Genomic DNA, 21,482 nt, shown 5'->3' with positions numbered 1-21,482 from the left:
AGCAGCGCGGCGGGCAGGCAGCCGTCCATGTTGCGCAGGCCGCCGATGACCAGAATGGGCATAACGTTGCCGAAGACCGACAAACCTTCCTTAGGGCTTTGACCGGTGATAGGTGCATTGAGGACGCCGCCCAGACCGGCAATGCCGATACCAATCATAAACAGGATGCTGAACATCTGGTTGACGTTGACACCCAAGTTGGCGACCATGGGGCGGTCGCTGATGATGGCACGGGTCAGCATGCCCAGCTTGGTGCGGTTGATCATATACCAGAAGGCGAAAGCAATGGCCGCAGCCACACCGATTTCAAACAGGTAGTATACGGGGAAGTTGATGCCGAACAGCTGCACGCCGCCCTGCAGGAACTTCGGCAGGGCCAACAGACGGATGCTGTAACCCCAGATCATAACCATGATGTCGCAGATCATATAGGCGACACCGTAGGTCAGCAGCATGATGTACAGCATGTTTTTGCCGAACAAGGGGCGGGTGGCTTTTTCTACAAAGTAGCCGATGCCTGCCACGATGAGCGGCACGATGATGAGCGCCGGAATAAAACCAAATTTGGCGGCGATGGTGTAGGTCAGGTAGGTGCCCAATACATAGAAGGCGCCCTGACCGAAGTTGACCATGTTCATACCGCTGATGATCAGCGAAACGCCTGCCACCATCAGGTAGGCAACCATGCCGTTGCTGATACCGGTGATGAGCGTTTGGAAAAAGAATGATACTGTCATAGTCTGTTTTCCTCTGTCAATAAGGTGGGTCTGTACCGCAAAACGGAACAGGGATACAAGATTCGGGGCCCGGGCCGCCGGGGATTCCGGCGGTTCAAACATAAAATGCGGCAGGCAGAGGATGCTGCCTGCCGCAGACCGTTTTGTCGGGTACGGAAACGGTTAGGAGTTACTGGGTACTCAAATCGGTAAAGACGTAGTTGTTTTCGGTTGCGTACTGCTCCATCTCTTCCTTGGTGGGCAGCATCTCGTCGCCTTCGTAGACGGCGTAGACATCACCGATGGGGATGCTCCACTTGCCGGAGGTGTCTTCCACGGCGGTAACGTAGTAGTAAGCATGGGCCATCACGTGGTCGAAATCACGGAAGTACAAGTCACCGCCGTACAGGGTGCTGAAGTGGACGGTGGACAGGGCGTTGGTCATCGCTTCGGGGCTCAGATCATCGGGAGTGGTGCGGGCCGCTTCCACGATGGCCTTGATGCCGACGTACCAGGTGTAGCCCATGTCGGAGGGCAGGATTTCCTGACCAAAGTATTCCTGACCGATTTCAGAATACCGCTGTACAAATTCAGCGTTGCCTTCGATCTCATCCATCCAGAAGGGCCACAGGTCTACACCGTGGACCTTGCCGTAGGGGTAGTTGCCCGCTTCGGCCAAAGACTGGGTGTTGGTGGAGTCGCAGGTGTACCAGCCGAGGTAGTCGCAGATATCCCACAGACCGAACTGCTGGCCTTGGTTGACCAGAGAGACGAAGTTGGGACCAGCTACGGCGCCGATGATGACGTCGGGGTCCTTACCAACCACCGAGGAGATGATGGTGGAGAACTCGGTAGAGTTGCTGGAAACCTGATTGGAGCCGAGGTTTTCGAAACCGTCGCCCAGCTCATAGTAGAAGAAGTCACGGCTGTCGCCGGAGGCGCCGCCATCGTTGCCGATGAAGAAGGCGCTGGTGTAGCCCTGATCGGCCGCATACTTGGCGTTCATCTTGGCGATGGGCCAGGCAACGAAGCCGCAGGAGAACATGTACTTGGAGGCGTTCTCAATGGTAACGCGGGTATTCATGGTGCAGGGGGTAACCATGGGGAACTTGTTCTCTTCGGCCCAGGTCGCACCGGTAGGCGCTTCGCCGTCCGACTTGGGTCCCAGAATGGCAATGCAGCCTTCGTTGACCAGCTCGGTAGCCTTCTGGGCCACGTTGGCGGAGTCCGAAGCGGTGTCGCGGTAGACCAGTTCGAAAGGCACGCCGTTCAGGCCGCCTTCCTCATTGGCTTCCTCCAAGGCGAGGATAGCACCGGCTTCGGCCCAGGATACCGTGGCCGCCGCAGCGGAAGAACGGTCCGTCAGAACGCCGATCTTGATGGTTTCCCCATCAGAAGAGGTCGTGGTGGTCGAAGACTCTTCCGTAGCAGAAGAAGCCCCCGAGCTGCTGGTGTTGGCACCGCTTACGTCGGACGAGGCACAACCCGCCAGACTGGCGGTCATGGCAGCGGCCATGGCCAGCGCGATCAATTTTTTCATGCTTGTTTTCCTCCTTTTGTTGGATGCGTTTTCCTAAGCCGGCAGGGTGCCGGCTGCAATCCCAAAATTATACCTTGTCCGGGTCGTGCACGTCCTCGGCACGAACAAAGTAGTCGGCGTTGCGCTGCGCAACCGAATCCTGCGGTTCCCGCACAAACGCATTTTCCGCCTCCACCCAGCTGCCATCGGTCAAGCCGAACATGCTCATGGTGGTAAAGGTCTTGTATCCGGTGTCGTCAAAGTGGTAGTCCACGTAATCGTTGGTCTGCTCCATCATCACGTGGCGGCCCACATCCAGCATGGCCAGCATCGCCGCATGGCAGCTAAAGTGGACACCCACCAGCTTGTAGCAGCCCAGATCGATCAGATCCTGCATCGAAACTTCCTCGGGGTCGTGGGTCTTGCCGCACAGGTCGGGGTACCACATGGGGAAGTCCTTATATTTGCCGCCCTTGGCGTTCAGGGCATCCCGCAGATTGCGCATCGCCTCGATCTTCTTCATCCGGTCGGGGATCTTGTGCATCCACAGGATGCACAGCATATCGGCGCCGGCGTCGATGTAGGCGGTGCAGCGGGCCACCGTGTCCTCAAAGTCGTTGATCAGGTCGCTGTCGCAGCGGGCGATCAGGAAACCGTGCTGACCATTGGCATCCAGACCGGCGCGGGCGGCGCGGAACCGCAGGCAGGCATCCTGAATGCTCAGTTGGCCTTTGCGGGCCAGTTCCGACGTGTCGGTGACCAATACACCGGCGGCACCGGCCTGCATGATCCGCATGCAGCCGTACTGGGCGTTGAGGGCACGGCCCAGACCGAAACCGTCATCGGCGTCTACAATCAGCGGCATCGGGGTCATGCGGGTGATCTGCTCAGTCACCCGGACGAAATCATCGATGGAGAGCAGCTGCAGGTCGGGGATGCCGGTGGTGGCACAAGCCAAGTCGCCGCTGGACACCATAATGACTTCAAAGCCGTTCATCTCGGCGGCTTTCGCACCCATGCAGTCGGCCAGTTCGGGAACGATGCGGACTTTGCCGTCTGCCACCATGTCGCGCAGCTGCTGGGCTGCGGGGACCTTGGCTTCCGGCGTAAGAATGTAAGGCAAGCTCATTGGCGGTTCCTCCTTATGGTGAATGGTGCGAAGCGTTACAGGCGCTCGCTGATGTCGGGACGGACAAAGCCTTGCGGGTAATCCTCCACCTGATGGCCGACGATGGTATATTCCTTGTCGCCGCCGGTGAATTTGTTTTCCAGTTTCAGGTAGGCCTGCGGGTCAAACATGCCGGAGCAGGAGAAGCTCTCAATGCCGGAAGCCGGGGCCGTTTCAAAAGAGTAGGCCACGCTCTGGTTCTTAAAGTTCTGCAGGCCATGCTCCAGCATGCCCTCCATGGCGGCCTTCATGGTGTAGTGGCTGCTGCACATCTTGAAGCCCAGCGGGGTGAGCTCTTCCATGGTGACAGCGGGATGGTAGTGGCCATCCTCCCCTTTGTAAGCACGAACGTCGGCGAAGATCTTGGGACCGGTGACGATCTTAGCCATCTCGGTAGCCTGCTCGATGTTGCCGACCAGAACCATCATGGCCAGCACGTACATGCCCCGTTCCTTGCCCAGATCAATGGCCTCCTGCAAGCGCTCGCAGCCTTCCTTCATCTGCGCAGGGTCGCTGGGGTCGGCGTTGCTGCGGGCGATCAGCAGGCAGTCGGTGCCTTCCAAAGCTTCCAACGCGGCGCGAACTTTCGCCATGTACTTGTCACGGGGCAGGATGGTGGTGGACTCTTCCATATCGGCGGAGTCTTCCAACTGGATGGCGGCGGCGCCGGCAGCGGCCAGCCGCTTGGCGGCACGGTAGACTGCCAAAGGACCACCGAAGCCATCTTCGATATCCGCAATCAGCGGGATGGAGCTGGTGGAAGCCACACGGCTGACCACCCACTCCAGATCCGTCAGGTTGGTAAAGCCGTAGTCGATGACACCGTTTACGGAAATAGAGACTTCACCGCCGGAGAGCAAGCTCACCGGGAAGCCGCACATTTCCACCGCGTGGTTGGACGCGCAATCATATACACAAGGAACCAGAAAGCATTCATGGGATTCGTCCAAAATCTGACGCAGTGTTTTTTTGCTAGACATACAAGTTCGATCCTTTCTTTCACTCAACTCTTCACTCGGCACTCGACATCGGCGGGATGAAGTCTCGCAATCGATTGCTATTACAAGATACCGCATGCAGCCTAGATTGTCAACCGATTTTCACCATTTTGTAAGCGGTTTCTCCATTTTCTATTAATTATTCCCTGCAAAATTAGGCAAATTGGCAATGCTTTGGCTGCAACAAGTTGCAACAGCAGTTTCTTCTCGTTTCAGCTTTTCTCTTTTCCGCTCAGCAATCCCCTGTTTCCCGATTTACAAGGCAAACTCCTTGCATGTTTTGCGCAATTATCTCGTTTTTACCGCATGTTTTTTATGAATCTTTTCTTTTGTCTGTTTTGTCCAGCTTTCTTTCCCTCTTTTTGTGCGGTTTGACACTTGTCATTTGTTGTGAAATCGAGTATGATAAAGCCATCCTATGCGAAATCGATTGCAACCCGTTGCATCCAGAAAGAAGGTATGTAAGCATGATCCGCCGCAGCGAAGAAAAAGAAACCGTTCGTAAGCCTGCGCCTTTTAACGGCGTGGGTGAAATTACCGTCCGCAGCCTGCTCAACGGTCCCGAGGAGATGAGCCAGAAGGGCCGCGTGTTCGGCCACACCACCGTTTATCCCGGTTCCGAAATCGGCTACCATGTCCACAACGGCGACAGCGAAACCTATTACATTTTGAGCGGCCACGGTCTGTACAACGACAACGGCACCACCTGCGAGATCGGCCCCGGCGACGTGGCCTACTGCGCCCCCGGCGAAGGCCACGGCCTGCGCTGCTTGGGTGACGAGCCGGTGGAAATGATCGCGCTCATTCTGTACGAATAATTTCTTTCTCATTTCTTCTCCCACGTGTTCCATCCGGTGCAGCACGCGCTTCGTGCTGCGCCGGATGGCTTTTTTGCACCTCGCACAGCACAAAAGGTCCCAGCGGCAGGACAACTCCTGCCGCTGGGACCTTTTTCTTTTGCCTTTTCCACCCTGCCGGCCGGCTTTCCGTCGGCAAGGTTTACACATTGTAGGTCGTTTCATGCTGGGCCATGCGGGTCAAAATTTCGCCCCGAAGCATGCGGTCCGCGTAGGCCACCCGCTGCTCCCGGGTCGGCAGTGCCTTCATCTCCTCGTAGGATTGCCGGGTCAGCTCGATCAGCCAAGACGGGGTGTTCAGCAACTGCTCAGTAAACTGCTGCACCGTGGGCCAAAAAGCTTCCGCCGGAACCACACGGTTCACCAGTCCCATCTGCAACGCCTCCTGCGCCGAAAACTCCCAGCTGGTCAGCAGCGCTTCCAACGCCCGCTTGCGAGGCATGGCGTCCACAATGTCTACCAGCACCATCATGGGCACCCCGCCCATCCGAACCTCGGGAAAGCTGAACTTTACGCCCTCCCGGGCCACCGCCAGATCGCACAGCGCCAGCGTACCCATACCGGCTTTCATACAATCCCCGTTCACCGCCGCGATCATCGGCTTGCGAACCGCGCCAGCCGCTTTCAGATAATGGGCCAACGCATCGGTGTACAGGTCATTTTCCCCGGGGTTTTTGGGTTCCACCCGGCCGCCCGTGAAGAAATACTGCTCATTTCCCGTGAGGATGCCCACCCGCACGGCGTCGTTGCGGTTCAGCTCTTCGTAGCAGGCCGCCAACTGTTCCAAACCGGCCCAGTCCAGACCGTTCTTGGTTTCAGGGTTATCCACTTTGATGGTCATGACGCCCTTTTCCACATGGGAAAACACCTGCTGCTTTCCTTGCATCTGCCTCTCCCCTTTCACTGGTTGCACTGACGTTTGGGACCGCAGGGGGACAGGTCGGAAATTCGCCCCGCCCGCAGGGTAGCACTGTCACTGTGCCCCAAGGCTTGCCGCACAAAGCGCGCGGTATCCAGCAGCGCTTCGATGTCGATGCCGGTTTCAATCCCCATCTCTTCCATGGTATCCACCAAATCTTCGGTGGCAATGTTGCCGGAAGCGCCCGGTGCATAGGGGCAGCCGCCCAGTCCCGCCACCGAGGCGTCGAAGTGGGTAATGCCCGCCTGCATCGCCGCAAACACATTGGCCATGGCGTTGCCATGGGTGTTGTGAGGATGGAAGAAGAAGCGCATATCGGGGTAGGCATCCAGCAACCGGCTGGCCGTATCATAGACCTGCCGGGGATTGGCTACGCCGGAGGTATCTCCCAGTCCCACCGCGCGGACTCCCATGCCGGACAGCCGATCCAGCACGTATTTCAACCGGGAGAAGGGCGGCACGCCCTCAAAGGGACAGCCGAACGTCACCGCCAGTCCCACGATCAGCTCCATGTCGGCACCATCCGACAGGCACTTTTCAATCATGGCAAGGGATTCTTCGGTGGTCATATTCATGTTGTTGATGTTATGGGAATCGGTAGCAGACAGCGTTAGTTCCACCCGCTTGGCCCCCGCTTGCACCGCCCGCTGAAAGCCCCGGTAGTTGGGGATCAGCGCACTGTATACCACACCGGGGCGGCGTTCGATACCCGCCAACACCGCCTCTGCATCGGCCATATTGGGCACCGCCTTGGGGTGGACAAAGGCGGTGGTCTGAATGTCCTCAAACCCGCAGCGGGACAGTCGGTTGATGATTTCCACCTTGGTTTCGGTGGGGATCGGCTGTTTTTCGATCTGGAGCCCATCCCGGGGCCCCACTTCCTTGATGGTGATGCGCTTAGGCAGTTGCAGCATCTTGGGCCTCCTTTTCGGTGAATTTAGATGACATGTTCTTCCCGCAGTTGTTCCAGTTCTTGCGCCGAAAGATGCAGCTCTTCCCTATAGACTTCTTGGTTGGCGCTACCCATCTCGGGACCCAGATGGTCGATGGTACAGGGCGTGCCGGAGTACACCGGGAAGATCCCGGGGACCACCACATCCCCTAACACGGGATGCTGCACATGCTTCAGGCTCTCGCGGTAGTTCATCTGCTCATCTTCAAAGATGTCGTCGATGTAGTTGATGGGGGTCGCCGGGATGTCGAAACCATCCAGATACTTGCATACCTCCCGGGCCGGGGCATAGTGGCTGCTCCAGTCGTCGATGATCTTATCCAGTTCCTCATGGTGGGCCACCCGGTCGGTGTTGGTGATAAACCGCGGGTCGGTGAGCAGCTCCGGTTGGCCCATGGCTTCGGGCAGACGAGACCAGGTGTTCTGGGTGCTGCAAGCCAGCACGAACCAACGACCGTCGCTGCCGCGGTAGTAGTTGGCGGGACTGGCTGCGCCGGTGTACAGCGGTTCGATTTTCGGCACTTTTTTGTTTACCGAGTAGTTGGTGATCTTATCTTCCATGGTGCGCAGCAGCGGCTCATACAGCGAGACATCCACCACTTGGCCTTCCCCACCGTTCTTTACCACATTCATCACGGCGCTCAGGCCGCCCATCACGGCATACATGCCGGCCATCAAATCCGCCAGCGGCACGCCGGGGCTGATGGGCGCCCGGTCGGGATAGCCATGGAACCCGGTAAAGCCGGAATAGGCCGTGACCGGCGTGCCCAGCCCCGCCTTGCTGTGATAGGGGCCGGTTTGCCCGTAACCGGAAATGCGCACCAAGACGATCTTCGGGTTGACGGCTTTCATGGCATCATAGCCGATGCCCCATTTTTCCAACGTGCCGGGGCGGAAGTTCTCGATCACCAAATCCGCATCCCGCACCAGATCCAGCAGCAGCTTCTGCCCCTTTTTGCCGTGCAGATCCAGCGTGACACAGCGCTTGTTGCGCCCCATGGTGATCCAACGCAGGCTCACCTCATGGGTCTTTTCATCGTAGGGCAAAAAGGCGCGGAAGGGGTCCCCCTTGCCCGGCATCTCAATCTTGATCACGTCGGCGCCCCAGTCGGCCAGCAGTGACCCGGCAAAGGGCCCGGCTACGACGTTGCACAGTTCGATCACTTTTAGGGAAGTAAGCGGTCCGGTTCTCATGGTGTATTTTCCTTTCTGTGATAGGCTATCGGCATCGGTTGACGGCCAATCAGGCCGGGTCCTGCGGTTTGCGGTCCATGACAAAGGTATCTCCGGTCGAGATACCGCCGTCCACGCAGATGACCTGACCGGTCAGGTGGGCGCTGCCCGGACTGAGCAGCATGACCACCGGGCTGACCAGCCATTCCAAACGACCGGGCACCCCGCGGGGGATGGCTTCGATCCGGCGGCGGTAGCCGTCCGGGTTGGCCATGATGGTGGCACGGTTGATGTCGGTGACCACCAGCCCCGGGGACAACACATTGACATTGACCCCCTGCGCGCACCACTCGGTGGACAGGGCGCGGGTAAACCCGTTGATGGCCGCCTTACTGGCGGAGTAGGCCGTGTACTTCGCCTTACCCTGCAGCGCGCTGAGGGAGCTGACGTTGACGATCCGCCCTTTGTGGGCCGGCAGCATATATTGTCCGGCCGCCTTGCAGCAATGCACAATTCCGGTAAAGTTCACATCCACCACATGGTTGAAGTTCTCCATATCGATTTCCAACAGCGGCGCCACATGGTTGATTCCCGCACAGTTCACCAGACCGTCAATGCGTTGGTACTTTTCATAGATACGGGCAAACGCCCCCTGTACCGCGGCAAAATCCGTCACGTCTGCCGCACAGCCGATGGCATCTGCCGCGCCGCGGGCTTTCAACTCCTCGGCTGCCTGTTCACAGGCCTCCTGCCGGGTGGCCACAATCGCCAGCCGAGCGCCCAGATCTGCCAGTGCGTTGGCAATTTCGCGGCCAATCCCGCGGGTCCCGCCGCAGACGACGATCACATCGCCTTGCACGCCAAACAATGAATTCAACGTATAGTTCATGGTTACCTTCCTTTCCCTGCGTTGCTGGGGGAGATGCTTTCTGCCCCTATTGTGCCAAGACCGCCCGTGGCTGTACAGCCGCAATTTCGGGATTTGTGAACTTCGTCCCACAGTTCCGCATGAACATTTTCCGCTCTCTGTCACAAAAACCGTTCTTTTTCCCCTGCCGCAAAAAAATGCAGCCCGCCGGTCCCCTTTGGGATAAAGGGAAACCGGCGGGCTGCGCCCAGGTATTTTACATACTTCCTTACGTTTCGTCGTCTTTTTTGTCGATTTCTTCGCTGTTGACTTTTCCCTTTTGGTGCAGGCTGCGGTAGTTGCCCGGCGTCATGCCCACCACCTTGCGGAAGGTCCGAATAAAACTTTGGGAGTAACGGAACCCGACATACGCGCCGATCTCATTGCTGCTCATCTTGGTTCCGGCCAGCAGTTCCTTGGCATGTTCAATGCGCAGATTGTTGATATAGTTGACCACATTGGTCCCGGTGTATGCCTTGATTTGCTTGCTGGCATAGGTGGCACTAAGCCCCATTTGCTCCGCCACATCGTCCAGCGAGATGTCCTGATTGTAGTGGTTGCGGATCCACTCCAATACCTCCTGCACCCGCATATCCTTCTTGCTTTGCAGTTGTTCCTGCATCATGCCCGCTGCGGCTTGGGCATAGGCAACCAGACAATCCGCCACCTCATGGACCGACTCCATCTGCTCCAAACGAGCTTGCAGCTTTTTCACATCGGCAAACCGATCCTCCAGATGCTTTTCGCGGCCGGCGATGGCATTGCTGATCACATCCGCCAGTTTCGTCCCCATCTTGCGCACCTGCTCGATCTCGGTGTAGGGGTTGTTGTGCAGGATGGAGAAATAGCTTTCCAACAGTTCCGAGGCTTCCTTGATCTTGCCCAGTTTGATCTGATCCACCAGCTTTTTCTGGTTGTCGTAACTCATCTGGAGATCTGCTTCCATCTTTTCGGAATAGGTGTAGGGTACGTCCTTATGGTAGTAGATCTTATGCTGGATCAACTGTTTGGCGTGTTCGTAGCTTTCCACCAAACTCCACGGGTCCTCCATCACATCCCCAAAGGCAATGACCACCTGTTGTTCGCTCAACAGGGTAAGCTGCTTTTGCATGGCCTGCCCCATCTGGTCAAGCCCCTGTTGGATCTGTTTGCGGTGCATCGTTGCCGGCATACAGACGATGGCCGCCAACAGCGAATGGTCTGCCCAAGCATAGCAAGCGTGATAGTCTTCCAACAGGCGTTCGTTGCAGCCATATTGCAGCATACGCTGGAATTGGCTGTAAATGTCCTGATGCAGGTTGAGTTTCATGGCACTGATGGCCTCGATCCGCGCCAAAAACACCAGATATTTCTGGGGTTCTTCCCGCAGCAGCCCCATCTGCTCCATCACCGTTTTGCGTACCTGCGCATTTTCTTTGCGCAGCGCCTCCCCTTTGATGAGGGAAAGGACCACATGCTCCCGAATCACGTCGGAAAAACTCTTCAGCACCTTGGCTTGTGTATCCACCTCTTGCAGCGCATCCACGCCAACGCGCTGCAGATAGTCCACACAGCTCTCCTGCGGGTCGGGGAAGGTCTGCGTACAACGCTGCAATTCCAACGCCGCCTCCAATTCGCGGCGCTGACGCTGGTACGCCCCCAGTACATAGCAGCCTTCGCTGACCAGAAGAAGGATCGCGATGCCGATCCAGATATTCCTGTTCTGTGCGTCGATGGCACTTTGCACCGCACTGTACGGCAGCACCTGCACAAAGCGCCAGCCGTAACTGCTTTCCTGCACCTGCGCCATCAGATAGGGAACGGAATCCAAGGTAACTTTTGTCCACGATTGTTCCCCACTGAGAAATGCCGCTTCCAGCGGGAGCTCTGTATAACTCTCCGGTGCGCTCTTGCCGCTTTGGTCCCACAGCAGCTTTCCTTCGTTATTGTAGATCCACAAATGGCCGCTCGCCGATTCGCCGGTAGCAGCCCGCGCCACCAGACGGTCCCCCAAATCTTCGATGCTGATATTGTACACAAGGCATTTGTTTTGCAGGGTAGAAAAGTAGGGCACCCGGCTGACCATCGAGATATACCGGTCCTCCTGCCGGTAGGGAGTATGTACGGTGCGCACCGTATCCAAAAGCTGCATGCCGCCCAGCCCGGAATCGTACTGCTGCCGCCAGCTCAGATCATAAAACGCATCGTCCGCATACCCCATACTGTCCAGCGAATTGTAGATGGTATGGTTCAGGTTGCACACCAGATAGGCACTGTTGATATCGACGTGCATTTCGGTATACTTTTTCAGCTCCGAACAAGCCAGTGCCGCTTCGATGGGATCATCCGCCTGCGCCGTAAGCCCCACATCGATATAGTGGACGTTGGAGGTATTCTCATTCATGATCAGCGCAATAGAGTCCAGCGTATCCTTCACAAAAGCCGCTTGATAATTGGCCGCCTCCAGCAAGATATCCGCCTCATTTTGGCAGGTCTGTTTTTGTGCCACATCCGACAGTGCTTTGCCAACCAAAAGCGGTGACAAAAGCAAAAGAGCCACGTAGATCCAAAAGCGATGCGTTTTGGCCAGATAATGAAACACAAAGGATGGATGAATGTAGTGTTCCTGTTTCATGATTCACCTTTTTCGTTCCTATCACGAAATCTGCTGCCAAAGTGCATCTTCTCCAGTACGGTTTTTGCTTACGTTGGCAAACAAGAAGCCGCGCGGTGTATTTCTTCTTGCTTTTTCAGCATATCGTTAGAACATTTTTTTGTCAACCGCGCAGCTTCGTCAAAAACATCGCTGGAATGTTATTTCAACACATTCCCGCTTTTCTTCTCCATTTTGCCCAAATTTTGCCCCTCCGGTTTGGCGGTTCTGTTTGCCCGTTTCAAAAAATGTGATTTTCGCGGATAACAAAACCTCTTTTTTGTCGTCTTTCGTTCACCATCTCGGCTTTTGTCCATTGATTTTCCCCCTCGTTTGCCGAACAATGGAGTTGTCGAACGCGAGACGGCACAGGGGTTTTCCCCGGGAGAAACGACCTTTGTACCGCGTCTCCAGAATAGAAAAGCGCTTTCTAACAAATTCTAGCAAACTATGAATTTTTGCCATAAGCAAGGAGGAATCATCGCATGAAACGAGTTTGGAAGATTATGAGCGCTGTTCTGGCCGCCAGTATGTTGGCCGCCTGCGGCAGCACGTCCAGCAGCACCGCTTCCAGCACTGCTTCGGAGAGTGAGAGCACCACTGCCACCGCCGAAAGCACCACCACCGCCACCGAGGATGCCATCACCCTGCGTTTGGGCCATACCCAGCCCACCGACCATCAGGCCAACCTGACTGCCGAACGTTTCGCCGAATTGGTCAATGAATATTCCAATGGCTCGGTCACCATTGAAATCTACCCCAACAGCACCTTCGGCACCGCAGCCGAGATGAATGCCGCTGTACAGAGCGGTGACTTGGATCTGTATTTGAATGCTTCTGCCCAGTTTGCTTCCCAGTACGAGCCCATCACCGTGGTGGACGCTTGGTATGTGTTTGAAAACACCGACCACCTGATGAAATTTTACAGCGAGGACTGCGAAGTATACCAGCAGCTGAACGAGGGCCTGAAGGAAGCCTGCGGCATTGATACGCTGGCCGCCATCTACTACGGCGCCCGCCATATGACCACCGAAACCCCGCTGAACACCATCGCCGACCTGAAGGGTCTGAAGATGCGTGTAGCCAGCGACCCCATGCCCACCGCGTTCTTTGAAGCGATGGGCGCCACCCCCACCCCCGTTGCCTACAACGAAACCTATCTGGCTTTGCAGCAGGGCGTGGCCGACGGTCAGGAGAACCCCGCCGCCTCGATCCTGAGCATGAAGTTCTACGAGGTCCAGAAATACCTCAACCTGACCGCACATCAGTATCAGATGCTGACCTTCTATATGAGCGTAGCCAGCGAAGCCAACCTGAGCGACTCTCAGATGGAAGCCATCCGCCGCGCAGCTTCGGAAGCCGCCGAGGAACACAATGCTGTGGCCTTCGATCAGGAGCAGGAGCAGATCGACGCGCTGGGTGAGTATCTGGAAATCGTGGAGCCCGACGTGGAAGGCTTCAAAGATGCTTGCGCCGCCATCTATCCCGAGTATGAGAGCACTTGGGGCGAGGGCGTTGCCGACGCCATCAAAGCGCTGGCCGAATAAGCTGTCTCTCCGTTTGCCCCGATTGACCTTTTCATGCTGGGGCGCGCCGCGCGCAGCATCTGCGGGTAGCGCGCCCCGCTTTTCTTTGCACCGGCTGTTGCGGCCGGATACCAACTTACAAGAGAGGACCTTCTATGATCAAAAAATTTGAACGTTTTGAGGCCATTCTTGCCAAAGTACAAAGCCTCTTTTTCTGCGTTGTTTTGGGGTTCATGGCACTGGTCATGTTTGCCGCGGTCGTCTGCCGGTATGTACTCAACAACCCGCTGATCTGGAGCGAAGAACTGACCACCGTTATGCAGGGCGCCTTGGCCTTTGCCGGCATTGGTTATTGCTGCCATTACAAGGCCCACACCCGTGTGCTGCTGCTGCACGATAAGCTGCCCAAGATCGGACAGGTGATCTGCGATCTGCTGTGCGATGGCGTGATGATCTTCTGCCTGTTTAAATTCTGCGAGACGATGCCCAAGTACATCAAGAGCAAGGAAGCCTACCTGACCACCCTGCGCTGGCTGAACTACTCGGTCTTCAACTACTTTATCTATGCCGGATTTATTCTGGCCATCTTCTACATTCTGGTGGATGCGGTGCGCACCGTCTTGCAGGCGATGCACCCCGAACTTGCAGAATCGGAAGAATCCTGACCGGAAAGGAGTTTCGCTATGGCACTATTGTTTGGTTTATTTTTCCTGTTTTTGATTATGGGCATGCCGGTGGCCTTTTGCATGATGTGCAGCGCCGTTTTTTACTGCATGACCTACGGCGAAAGCATCAACATGGTACTTACCCGCACCATTGCGGGCCCCAGCTCCTTTACCCTGATGGCGCTGGCCTTCTTCATTCTGGCCGGCAACATCATGAACAACGGCGGCGTCACCGATCAGATCTTCGGCTTTTGTAAGAAAGCTGTGGGCTGGATCCCCGGTGGTCTGGGCCACGCCAACGTACTGGCTTCGGTGATTTTTGCCGGCATGTCCGGTGCCGCCGTGGCGGATGCCGGCGGTCTGGGCGCCATCGAAGTCAAGGCCATGCGTGACGACGGTTATGACGATGAATTCAGCGTTGCCGTCACCGGCGCCTCCTCCATCATCGGTCCCATCATCCCGCCCAGCATTCCCGTCGTTGTCTATGCAGTGGCGGCCGGGGTATCGGTGGGCAAACTGCTCATCGGCGGCATCTTCCCCGGTTTGGTGCTGGCCTTTTGCATGATGGTCTACATCTACTTTGTGAGCAAAAAGCGGCACTATCCCCGCCACAAATTTGAAGGCCTGCCTGCACTGGGACGTTCCTTTGTCAAATCCATTCCCGCCCTGCTGACCCCCTGCATCATTCTGGGCGGCATTCTGACCGGCATCTGCACCCCCACCGAAGCCTCTGCCGTAGCGGTGGCCTACGCACTGGTGTTGAGTCTGGTTTCCCGCAATCTGAGCTTGAAAGACCTGCCCAAGATCTTGGATGACACCATCCTGACCACCATGTCGGTCCTGTTCATCGTCGGCTGCGCCAATGGTTTTGGCTACATTATCACCATTGCCCAGCTTCCCCAACAGATGATCGACCTCTTCTCCACCTTCATTTCGGATCGGTATACCGCGCTGCTGCTCATCAACCTGTTCCTGCTGGTAGTCGGCATGTTGATGGAGTCCTTGTCGGCGCTGACGCTGCTCACCCCGATTCTGGTCCCCATCGCCATGAGCTACGGCATCGACCCCGTCCATTTCGGCATCGTCATGATCCTCAACCTGATGATCGGTATGCTGACACCTCCCGTCGGCATGGTCCTCTTCGTGTTGAGCCGCATGACGCCGGTGCCTTTCGAAAAGATCTGCAAGGCTATGATCCCCTTCATCGTCATGTGTCTGGTGGCGTTGGTCATCATTGCTTTGTTCCCGCCGGTTGTCACCTTCCTGCCCAATCTGTTGATGGGCTCCTAACCCTTTGCAAAGGAGTGTTTGTGTATGGTACCCTTTTTTGAATTTCACCGCGAAGCGCTGAATCCCCAGATCCGTGAAAATGTTCGCAAGACCCTGCCCATGCTTTCCGAAATGAAAGACGCCGAACTGCGGGAAAAAGTCATCGATGCTTGGGCGCTCTCGTTACAGATGAACGGCTGGACCGCCATCGAGGAGATGCCCGGTTCCGGCATGCCTGAGGCTTCGGCCATTGGCGACCAGTCCATGCATATCAAAGTGGTCATGTATACCTCCATGAGTATCTACCGCAACCTGAAAAAAGCCTATGAGCGGGACTTCGGGTTGGATGAAGACATCCTGATGGCCTGCGCTGCCCTGCACGATGTGGGCAAACCCTATGAGTACAACCGTACCGAGCGCCCCAAATGGCAAGCCGATGACAAAGAGTACGGCATGCCCAACCTGCGGCATCCCTCCTACGGCGTGTTTATCTGCGGCGTCTGCGGATTACCCGCACCGGTCCTCAACGTGGCCGGGTACCACAGCCCCGAAGGCCGCTTTATCAAGCGCAGCGCTTACGGCGAGATCGTCCACTACGCGGACGACGGCTCTTGGTTCCCGTTGGCGCGGCTGTGTGATCTCAACATCCCCCATCTTTAATCATTTTCTCCTTCTCAAAAACGGCAAAAGGGCCACAGCGCTGTGCGCTGTGGCCCTTTTGCCGTAATCTTTTCATCCGTGCAAAGCATACATGGTAAAAATGCCTTCCGCCAGCAGCAGATTTTGCTCGACGCTTTTCACCTCAACGTCGATTACACAGACCGTCCGGCCCCGGCGAATGACGCGGCTTTCCGCCACCACCGTTCCTTCCGATACATTGCGCAGGTAGTTCAGTCCGCCGCTTTGCGTCACATAGCGCCGTCCGTCGGTGCGTGCCGTTGTACCGCTGCAGCAGTCCGCCAAGGTGAACAGCAAGCCGCCATGGACTGCCCCCAACGGATTGAGGAACTCCGGCCGCAGCCGGATGGACAGTTTGGCATAATCCCGGGCAAGGTCTTGCATCTCAATCCCTACCATGCGGGCAAAAGGGTTATTTTCCAACTGTTGTTTCAGGGCTTGGATCTGCTCGGGTGCCAAAGACTGGGGCATAATGTTCTCCTTCCGGCGTTTGGGTTCTTCCTGATGGGTTCTTTGTCCCTATTGGTATACCATATTCCCGTAGCCTTGGCAAGGCGGCGTTTGGGTTATCGGTTCAAAGTCCATACCGCCCAGTTCAGATACCCCGCAAAGGTCACCCACAACAGATAAGGAATTTGCAGCCAAGCCGCCGGGCGGCTGACAACCGCAAAGGCTGCGATCATCGCCAAGATTGCCACCCACAGGATCGCCAGACAGAACAAAGACGCCAAGTAGTACCCGCCGGCAAAGAACAGCAAGCTCCAGCTAAAATTCAGCGCCAACTGCAGCGCCCACAACACGACTGCCTGCGACACATTCGCCCCGCCTTTGTCCACCACCAGCGCAAGGCCAATGCCCATAAGCAGGTACAGCACCGTCCACACCACCGGGAACACCGCCCCCGGCGGCGTCAACGGGGATTTTTGCAGCAGCGGATAGACGGTTTCCAACCCTTTACGGGACAGAACGCCCGCCAACGCCCCTACCCCCAGCGCCAGAATGGGAAAAACCAGAAATCCCCATTTCTTCATAGCGACACTCCTTTCGTTTCCCTGTGCCCCACAGTATGCAGCATGGGGCAATGTTTGTGCCGCCATACAGCAAACGTGCCGGAGCGTTTTTCGCGCTCCGGCACGTTCCGGGTTGTAGGTTTTTTATGGCTTAGTCGTCATGCTTACGTTTACGCAGCACTACCAGCGCCACCAAGGCTGCGGCGGCCAACACCGTCACGCCTCCCAGCAAACCCACAGGCATGGTATCACCGGTTTGAGGGATTGTCCCCGTAGTCACCGCAACAGGTGTTGCCGTGGGCGCCGGTGCAACCGTAGGCTTCGGGGTTTGCGTCGGTTGGGGCTGTTCCGTCCCCGTTCCCGGGTTGTCGTGATGGGCAGGGCGTTCCCATACCAGCACAAACGGCGAGAAACTGTCAGTCTGGAAGGAGATGCCATGTTCGTCCGTCGAGATGATTTCCAGTGTTTCCACTTCAGCCTTCTCGATCGCCTCACTGATAGCATCATTATCCATCTCACGGTTCATGCCTTTGAAGTGAACCAAATAAAACTGGGTGTTTTCATCGGTTCCTTCCGGATACGGCCAGTAAACGGTAACCGGTTTGTCTGCGGTCAGCCAGACATTTCCGTTATTGGCATCTACCAAATCCAGATATTTTGCCTGATAGTCGGGATCCTGCAGCTCCGTACCAATCTGCGTCAGTGCGTGATTCTTGAGCTGCGTACCGTAATCTTCATTTTCTCCAGTATCCTTGCTGTCTACCACGTCGTCGAACAGTAAGGACGGAGCAGCTTCATCAGTCACATCGATTTCACTGCCGTTGATGAGGTATCGGGTATCCGACTCAACAACAGCATACGCCTTGCCGTCTTCCTGTTCCACATTCTCGATCGTGTCTGCCACCGGTGTGACTACAGAATCCTGATCACCTGTAACATAACGAATTTTTAATTTGCCGGATTCGTTTTTCATGGTACAGGTATAGATTGTGGAAGCCTCATCATTTTCGTCCGGAATGGTAATGTCGATTCGAACATTATTCAGGTTGACTTCACCGGCATAAAGATTCATATCGTACTGTTGGAAAAGGCTACCTTCCGTATCTGGCTGGAAAGTATCACTGATATGGAGGTTGCCGTTCTCGTCAGTAAATTCCAGACGGACCTTATCCTGTCCGTCCTTTGCCGGTACGATGCGATAGATGTAACGGTCATATGCGCCGGAATAAGTTTTACCATATGGCTGTAAGTTCCAGCTACGGTCATCCGACGTTGTGTAGATTTTCAAATACTTTGACAGATCAGCGCCCTCACCGTCCGTTGCAATCCCTGCCTGTTTCAAAGCGGTGTTGATATCATCCGGCAAGGTGATGTAAAAACCGGGTTCTGGCAGGCCAGAGTTCGTTTGATCGGTACCTTCCAACACATTGCCATCTTCATCTGTTACCACGCCTTTGTAGCCATCACCACCCATGTAGATGGTAATATCGGCCGGACGAACCAACGTAACGGCATCGTGAGCAGCTTTCAGACTGGTACAGTTCGTATTCCCCGTCAGGGTTGCTATACCGGTGTCCGTATTGAAATCTGTAAACTCAACAACATGGAACACGCCGTCACCGTCGTGCGCATTCCAACGAGCATCTTTGGAGTCGTCGTACCACCCGTTGATTTTTCCCTCTGCATCGCAATTATCCAGATCCTTGCAATCGTCCAGTAGCCAATCCTCTCCAACCTGTCCAAACTCAAGTGTTCTTGTCTCTTGGTTCGGCATGAAACAAATGTCGTCGCCAGCAGTCGTTGCATGATTGTTATAGATTACAACATCACCACTCAACTTGATGGTTCCAACTGTGAAAATGCCACCACCATACATTTCACTTAAATTCTCGGAATTTTTACCATTATTGACAATAGTAGCGGAACCGATTGTAAGATTGCTGACGCCTTGCAGCCCGGCAATGCCGGAACCGGCATTATCTTGGATGGTTACTTTTGCACCACTTTCAATGCAGCTTGCGGTAGTATTCCCCCAGAAGGTAATGCCCGCGCTGGACGTAGCCCCGGTATCGATATTTGAGCCAATAATTTTACTTAGGCTCCAATCGCCCTTATACCCGTTGCGTTCCACATCCAGTGTACAGGTACTATCAACATTCAAAATACGAACCCATACGCCACTGTATGCGTTATCGGTTGCGGTAAGGACGGAATTTCCCGTCATATCAATTTTATAGGCAGAAATGCCCCAGCTACCGTTATTATCAAATTCAACATTGGAGTTGTTTTTGATTGTGTAATAGGTGCCGTTGGATCCGTTGCCAGTGCTGTTCAGGACCTTGACCGTACTATTGTCAATTTCTGCCAAAAAAGTCCCGGTAAATCCAGACCGGTTGCCATCCGAAATGTAGGTAGAATCAATGATGTTAACTTTATACGTACTGTTGCCGCCATCCCATTCCAAGGCATCCTCATCATAGTTTTGGATCGTCAGACTGGTACCATTAAGCAGGTTCAGTGTGCAGTTATTCGTAAGATAAATGGCATGAACCGTTTTGGGCTTTCCTGTATCGGAACCAATCGCGCCTTCTGCATTTTCACCATCCATCACCATCGTAACGTTGTCAAGGGTAAACGTAGCACTGCTGGCACAAATGCTTTGCCAGTTCCATTCACCGTAAGCAGGCGTCATACCGATGTCTTGCATATTGACATTAACATTCCGAAGGGTTAGTTCCATGGATTTACCCTTATCATTATAACCAATCGCAATGCCATATTTTTCAAACGTAATAGTCGGCTTTTCGCTCAGTTGATCCGCCGCTTGAATCGTCAACGTTTTATGAATATTCAATCCGTTTGTGGTCGCATCCGCCAAGAGCTCGATGGTTTCGCCTTCTTGGGCCGCCTCAACCGCCTCATCCAGCGTTTCATAATATATATCGCCGATTTTGGCTACATCACCGTCGGTCAATGTAGAGACCAAACTGTTGTCCAGTGTGGTGAGGTCCAGTTCTACCTCCTCGCCAGCACCGGTCACCTCGTCAGAAAGGGAATCTTCACTGCCGCTCGGGTTAGCCCCGGTTGTCTCATTGTCCTTCTGATTTTCTTTCTGAAGCTCTTCTTCTCCCCCTTCAGTCGTCTTATTCTCTTCTTGGTTCAGATCCTCATTTCCAGACTCAGTTTGTTGCTCTTCAGGGGTCTTATTCTGGGAATCGCCTTGCTGTGTATCAGCTGTACCAGAATCTTTTTCTCCCTCCCCAAAGCCGCTATCCTCTGAAGACGGTGTAAGTGTTTCCACCGTTGTGTTTGGTGCCTCGTCCACCGCCAGTACCTGTACTGGCAGCAGCGAGGCTGCCAGTGCTGCGGCACAAATCAGGGCGGCAATACGGCGAATGCCGTTTTTGCCTGTTCGCATCTTGAAAATTCCTCCTTTAATTTGCGTGTCTGCGTATCTGCGGGTATATCGGTTCGCCCGAAATCGGACGTTCCTTCCAAAAATCGTTCAGGGCCTCAAGCACCTGCCACCCAACCGGTGGATTCCTGTTCTGCTTGCAACAACATGTCGTAAACTTGCAGTAGCTGCTGCTCTAAGTTTGCGTACAGATTGTCCTGCGTAGCACGGCAGAGATTGCGAAGGCAGCGAGGGTTCCCTTTCTCCTCGGGGACGCCTGCTTCCCGGCAGCGTTCCTGCATCTTTCGGCAGAGATTCGAGCGGTTGATGGGTCAGCCGTTTCGCGTTGCAAAGACCGGACCGCTGACAAGCTGCTTTTCTTGGATATACTCCAACAATTCCTGACGCAGAAATTTCGGCAGGCGAAGGATATAGCGGCTGCTGCGACAGGAAAGCGTCGCGCCGCCTGCTTCGACCACCTGCGGCGTGACTTGATCCAAACACTGCAGCGGCAAACCCGTGATGACAAACAGCTTGACCAACAGGTAAATCTGATGCCAGCCGCGCCGTCGGGCAGCGCGCAGCATACGAAGGTATTCCGTTCGGGTCAATTCCGGCGCCGGCATTGAATCTGCAGGGCCGTGGTGCATCAGCAAGTCATAGCGGCCACACCATCGAAAGTAGTTGTTTGCCACCGATATGCGGATATTGATACTGAGTTGGTGATATCCATTTTCTCGCAGATCCCGCTGCCAGCGAGACAGCGCTCCGGCATCGGGTGGTTTCCCGTCCAAGTATTTCTGTAATTCGTAAAGAACGCGTCGGTAGCTGGTACGGGTATCTGCATTCCAGTCGGCACCGTCTTCCCTTTCCAAATACGCCTCAATGGGGTACCCGGGCAAAATCTCGGCATCGGTCTTCATCAGCCTGCCTCCTTTCTACAAAAGTATGGTTCTGTTGCAAAAACAGATACTGCGGTCTTCCGATTGCAGACTTTCCACTGTACAGAACCTTTTTCAGGCATCTGTCAAAAGAAAAAAGGCGCAGAAAGATTAACTATTAAAAGTCAACCCCGAAAATGAATGGTGGTGGTGAAAAA

The 21,482-nt window shown here is 55.2% G+C and carries 18 protein-coding genes; 5 read left to right on the top strand and 13 right to left on the bottom strand.

The window, feature by feature from the left end:
• From Q0526_RS18170 to Q0526_RS18155, 4 genes are all read right to left on the bottom strand, one after another.
• A partial coding sequence (locus Q0526_RS18170; RefSeq protein ID WP_298736801.1) for a branched-chain amino acid ABC transporter permease occupies nt 1–737 on the bottom strand: 737 nt, incomplete at its 3' end.
• A 169-nt stretch (nt 738–906) separates the two neighbouring features.
• Nucleotides 907–2,256, bottom strand: coding sequence for an ABC transporter substrate-binding protein (locus tag Q0526_RS18165; RefSeq protein WP_298736798.1), 1,350 nt, complete (start codon nt 2,254–2,256; stop codon nt 907–909).
• A 67-nt stretch (nt 2,257–2,323) separates the two neighbouring features.
• Nucleotides 2,324–3,364 carry an isocitrate lyase/PEP mutase family protein gene (locus Q0526_RS18160; RefSeq protein ID WP_298736796.1) on the bottom strand — a complete coding sequence of 347 codons (1,041 nt, stop codon included), beginning with the start codon at nt 3,362–3,364 and terminating at the stop codon, nt 2,324–2,326.
• 35 nt (nt 3,365–3,399) lie between these two features.
• Nucleotides 3,400–4,383, bottom strand: a complete 984-nt coding sequence (locus Q0526_RS18155; RefSeq protein WP_298736794.1) for an isocitrate lyase/phosphoenolpyruvate mutase family protein — start codon at nt 4,381–4,383, stop codon at nt 3,400–3,402.
• Nucleotides 4,384–4,868: 485 nt separating this feature from the next.
• Between Q0526_RS18155 and Q0526_RS18150 the strand changes: the two genes are divergently transcribed.
• Complete coding sequence (locus tag Q0526_RS18150) at nt 4,869–5,219, top strand: cupin domain-containing protein (RefSeq protein WP_298736791.1); 351 nt, start codon at nt 4,869–4,871, stop codon at nt 5,217–5,219.
• 181 nt (nt 5,220–5,400) lie between these two features.
• Here the strand turns inward: Q0526_RS18150 and Q0526_RS18145 are convergent, their stop codons facing one another.
• The 5 genes from Q0526_RS18145 to Q0526_RS18125 form a co-directional block, all read right to left on the bottom strand.
• The gene (locus tag Q0526_RS18145; protein ID WP_298736788.1) at nt 5,401–6,144 is read right to left on the bottom strand and encodes an enoyl-CoA hydratase/isomerase family protein; all 744 of its coding nucleotides are present in this window, start codon (nt 6,142–6,144) and stop codon (nt 5,401–5,403) included.
• 14 nt (nt 6,145–6,158) lie between these two features.
• Nucleotides 6,159–7,091: a hydroxymethylglutaryl-CoA lyase gene (locus Q0526_RS18140; RefSeq protein WP_298736785.1), complete on the bottom strand. Its 933-nt coding sequence runs from the start codon at nt 7,089–7,091 to the stop codon at nt 6,159–6,161.
• A gap of 23 nt (nt 7,092–7,114) precedes the next feature.
• A complete protein-coding gene (locus tag Q0526_RS18135; protein WP_298736780.1) occupies nt 7,115–8,323 on the bottom strand; it encodes a CaiB/BaiF CoA-transferase family protein in 1,209 nt (402 codons plus the stop codon).
• 49 nt (nt 8,324–8,372) lie between these two features.
• Nucleotides 8,373–9,191 carry an SDR family oxidoreductase gene (locus tag Q0526_RS18130; RefSeq protein WP_298736778.1) on the bottom strand — a complete coding sequence of 273 codons (819 nt, stop codon included), beginning with the start codon at nt 9,189–9,191 and terminating at the stop codon, nt 8,373–8,375.
• A gap of 247 nt (nt 9,192–9,438) precedes the next feature.
• A complete protein-coding gene (locus Q0526_RS18125; protein WP_298736776.1) occupies nt 9,439–11,823 on the bottom strand; it encodes a helix-turn-helix domain-containing protein in 2,385 nt (794 codons plus the stop codon).
• Between the two features lie 503 nt (nt 11,824–12,326).
• Between Q0526_RS18125 and Q0526_RS18120 the strand changes: the two genes are divergently transcribed.
• The 4 genes from Q0526_RS18120 (at nt 12,327) to Q0526_RS18105 (ending at nt 15,961) form a co-directional block, all read left to right on the top strand.
• Complete coding sequence (locus tag Q0526_RS18120; RefSeq protein WP_298736774.1) at nt 12,327–13,388, top strand: DctP family TRAP transporter solute-binding subunit; 1,062 nt, start codon at nt 12,327–12,329, stop codon at nt 13,386–13,388.
• Between the two features lie 134 nt (nt 13,389–13,522).
• Nucleotides 13,523–14,032, top strand: coding sequence for a TRAP transporter small permease subunit (locus tag Q0526_RS18115; RefSeq protein WP_298736772.1), 510 nt, complete (start codon nt 13,523–13,525; stop codon nt 14,030–14,032).
• 18 nt (nt 14,033–14,050) lie between these two features.
• A complete protein-coding gene (locus Q0526_RS18110) occupies nt 14,051–15,322 on the top strand; it encodes a TRAP transporter large permease (RefSeq protein ID WP_298736769.1) in 1,272 nt (423 codons plus the stop codon).
• Nucleotides 15,323–15,346: 24 nt separating this feature from the next.
• Nucleotides 15,347–15,961: an HDIG domain-containing metalloprotein gene (locus Q0526_RS18105; RefSeq protein ID WP_298736766.1), complete on the top strand. Its 615-nt coding sequence runs from the start codon at nt 15,347–15,349 to the stop codon at nt 15,959–15,961.
• Nucleotides 15,962–16,033: 72 nt separating this feature from the next.
• Here the strand turns inward: Q0526_RS18105 and Q0526_RS18100 are convergent, their stop codons facing one another.
• The 4 genes from Q0526_RS18100 to Q0526_RS18085 all read right to left on the bottom strand — a co-directional run bounded on the left by Q0526_RS18100 (nt 16,034) and on the right by Q0526_RS18085 (nt 21,306).
• Entirely contained in the window at nt 16,034–16,450 is a 417-nt protein-coding gene (locus tag Q0526_RS18100) for a PaaI family thioesterase (RefSeq protein WP_298736763.1), read from the bottom strand.
• Nucleotides 16,451–16,545: 95 nt separating this feature from the next.
• On the bottom strand, nt 16,546–17,010 hold the full coding sequence (locus tag Q0526_RS18095) for a TspO/MBR family protein (RefSeq protein WP_298736760.1): 465 nt from the start codon (nt 17,008–17,010) through the stop codon (nt 16,546–16,548).
• Nucleotides 17,011–17,140: 130 nt separating this feature from the next.
• Nucleotides 17,141–20,407, bottom strand: coding sequence for an LPXTG cell wall anchor domain-containing protein (locus Q0526_RS18090; protein WP_298736758.1), 3,267 nt, complete (start codon nt 20,405–20,407; stop codon nt 17,141–17,143).
• 308 nt (nt 20,408–20,715) lie between these two features.
• Entirely contained in the window at nt 20,716–21,306 is a 591-nt protein-coding gene (locus Q0526_RS18085; protein WP_298736755.1) for a hypothetical protein, read from the bottom strand.
• Between the last annotated feature and the right edge of the window lie 176 nt (nt 21,307–21,482).

It is taken from the genome of uncultured Subdoligranulum sp. (assembly GCF_937890665.1).
Note: the sequence above shows the minus strand (reverse complement) of the source record. Positions and strands in the feature narration are given on the sequence as shown.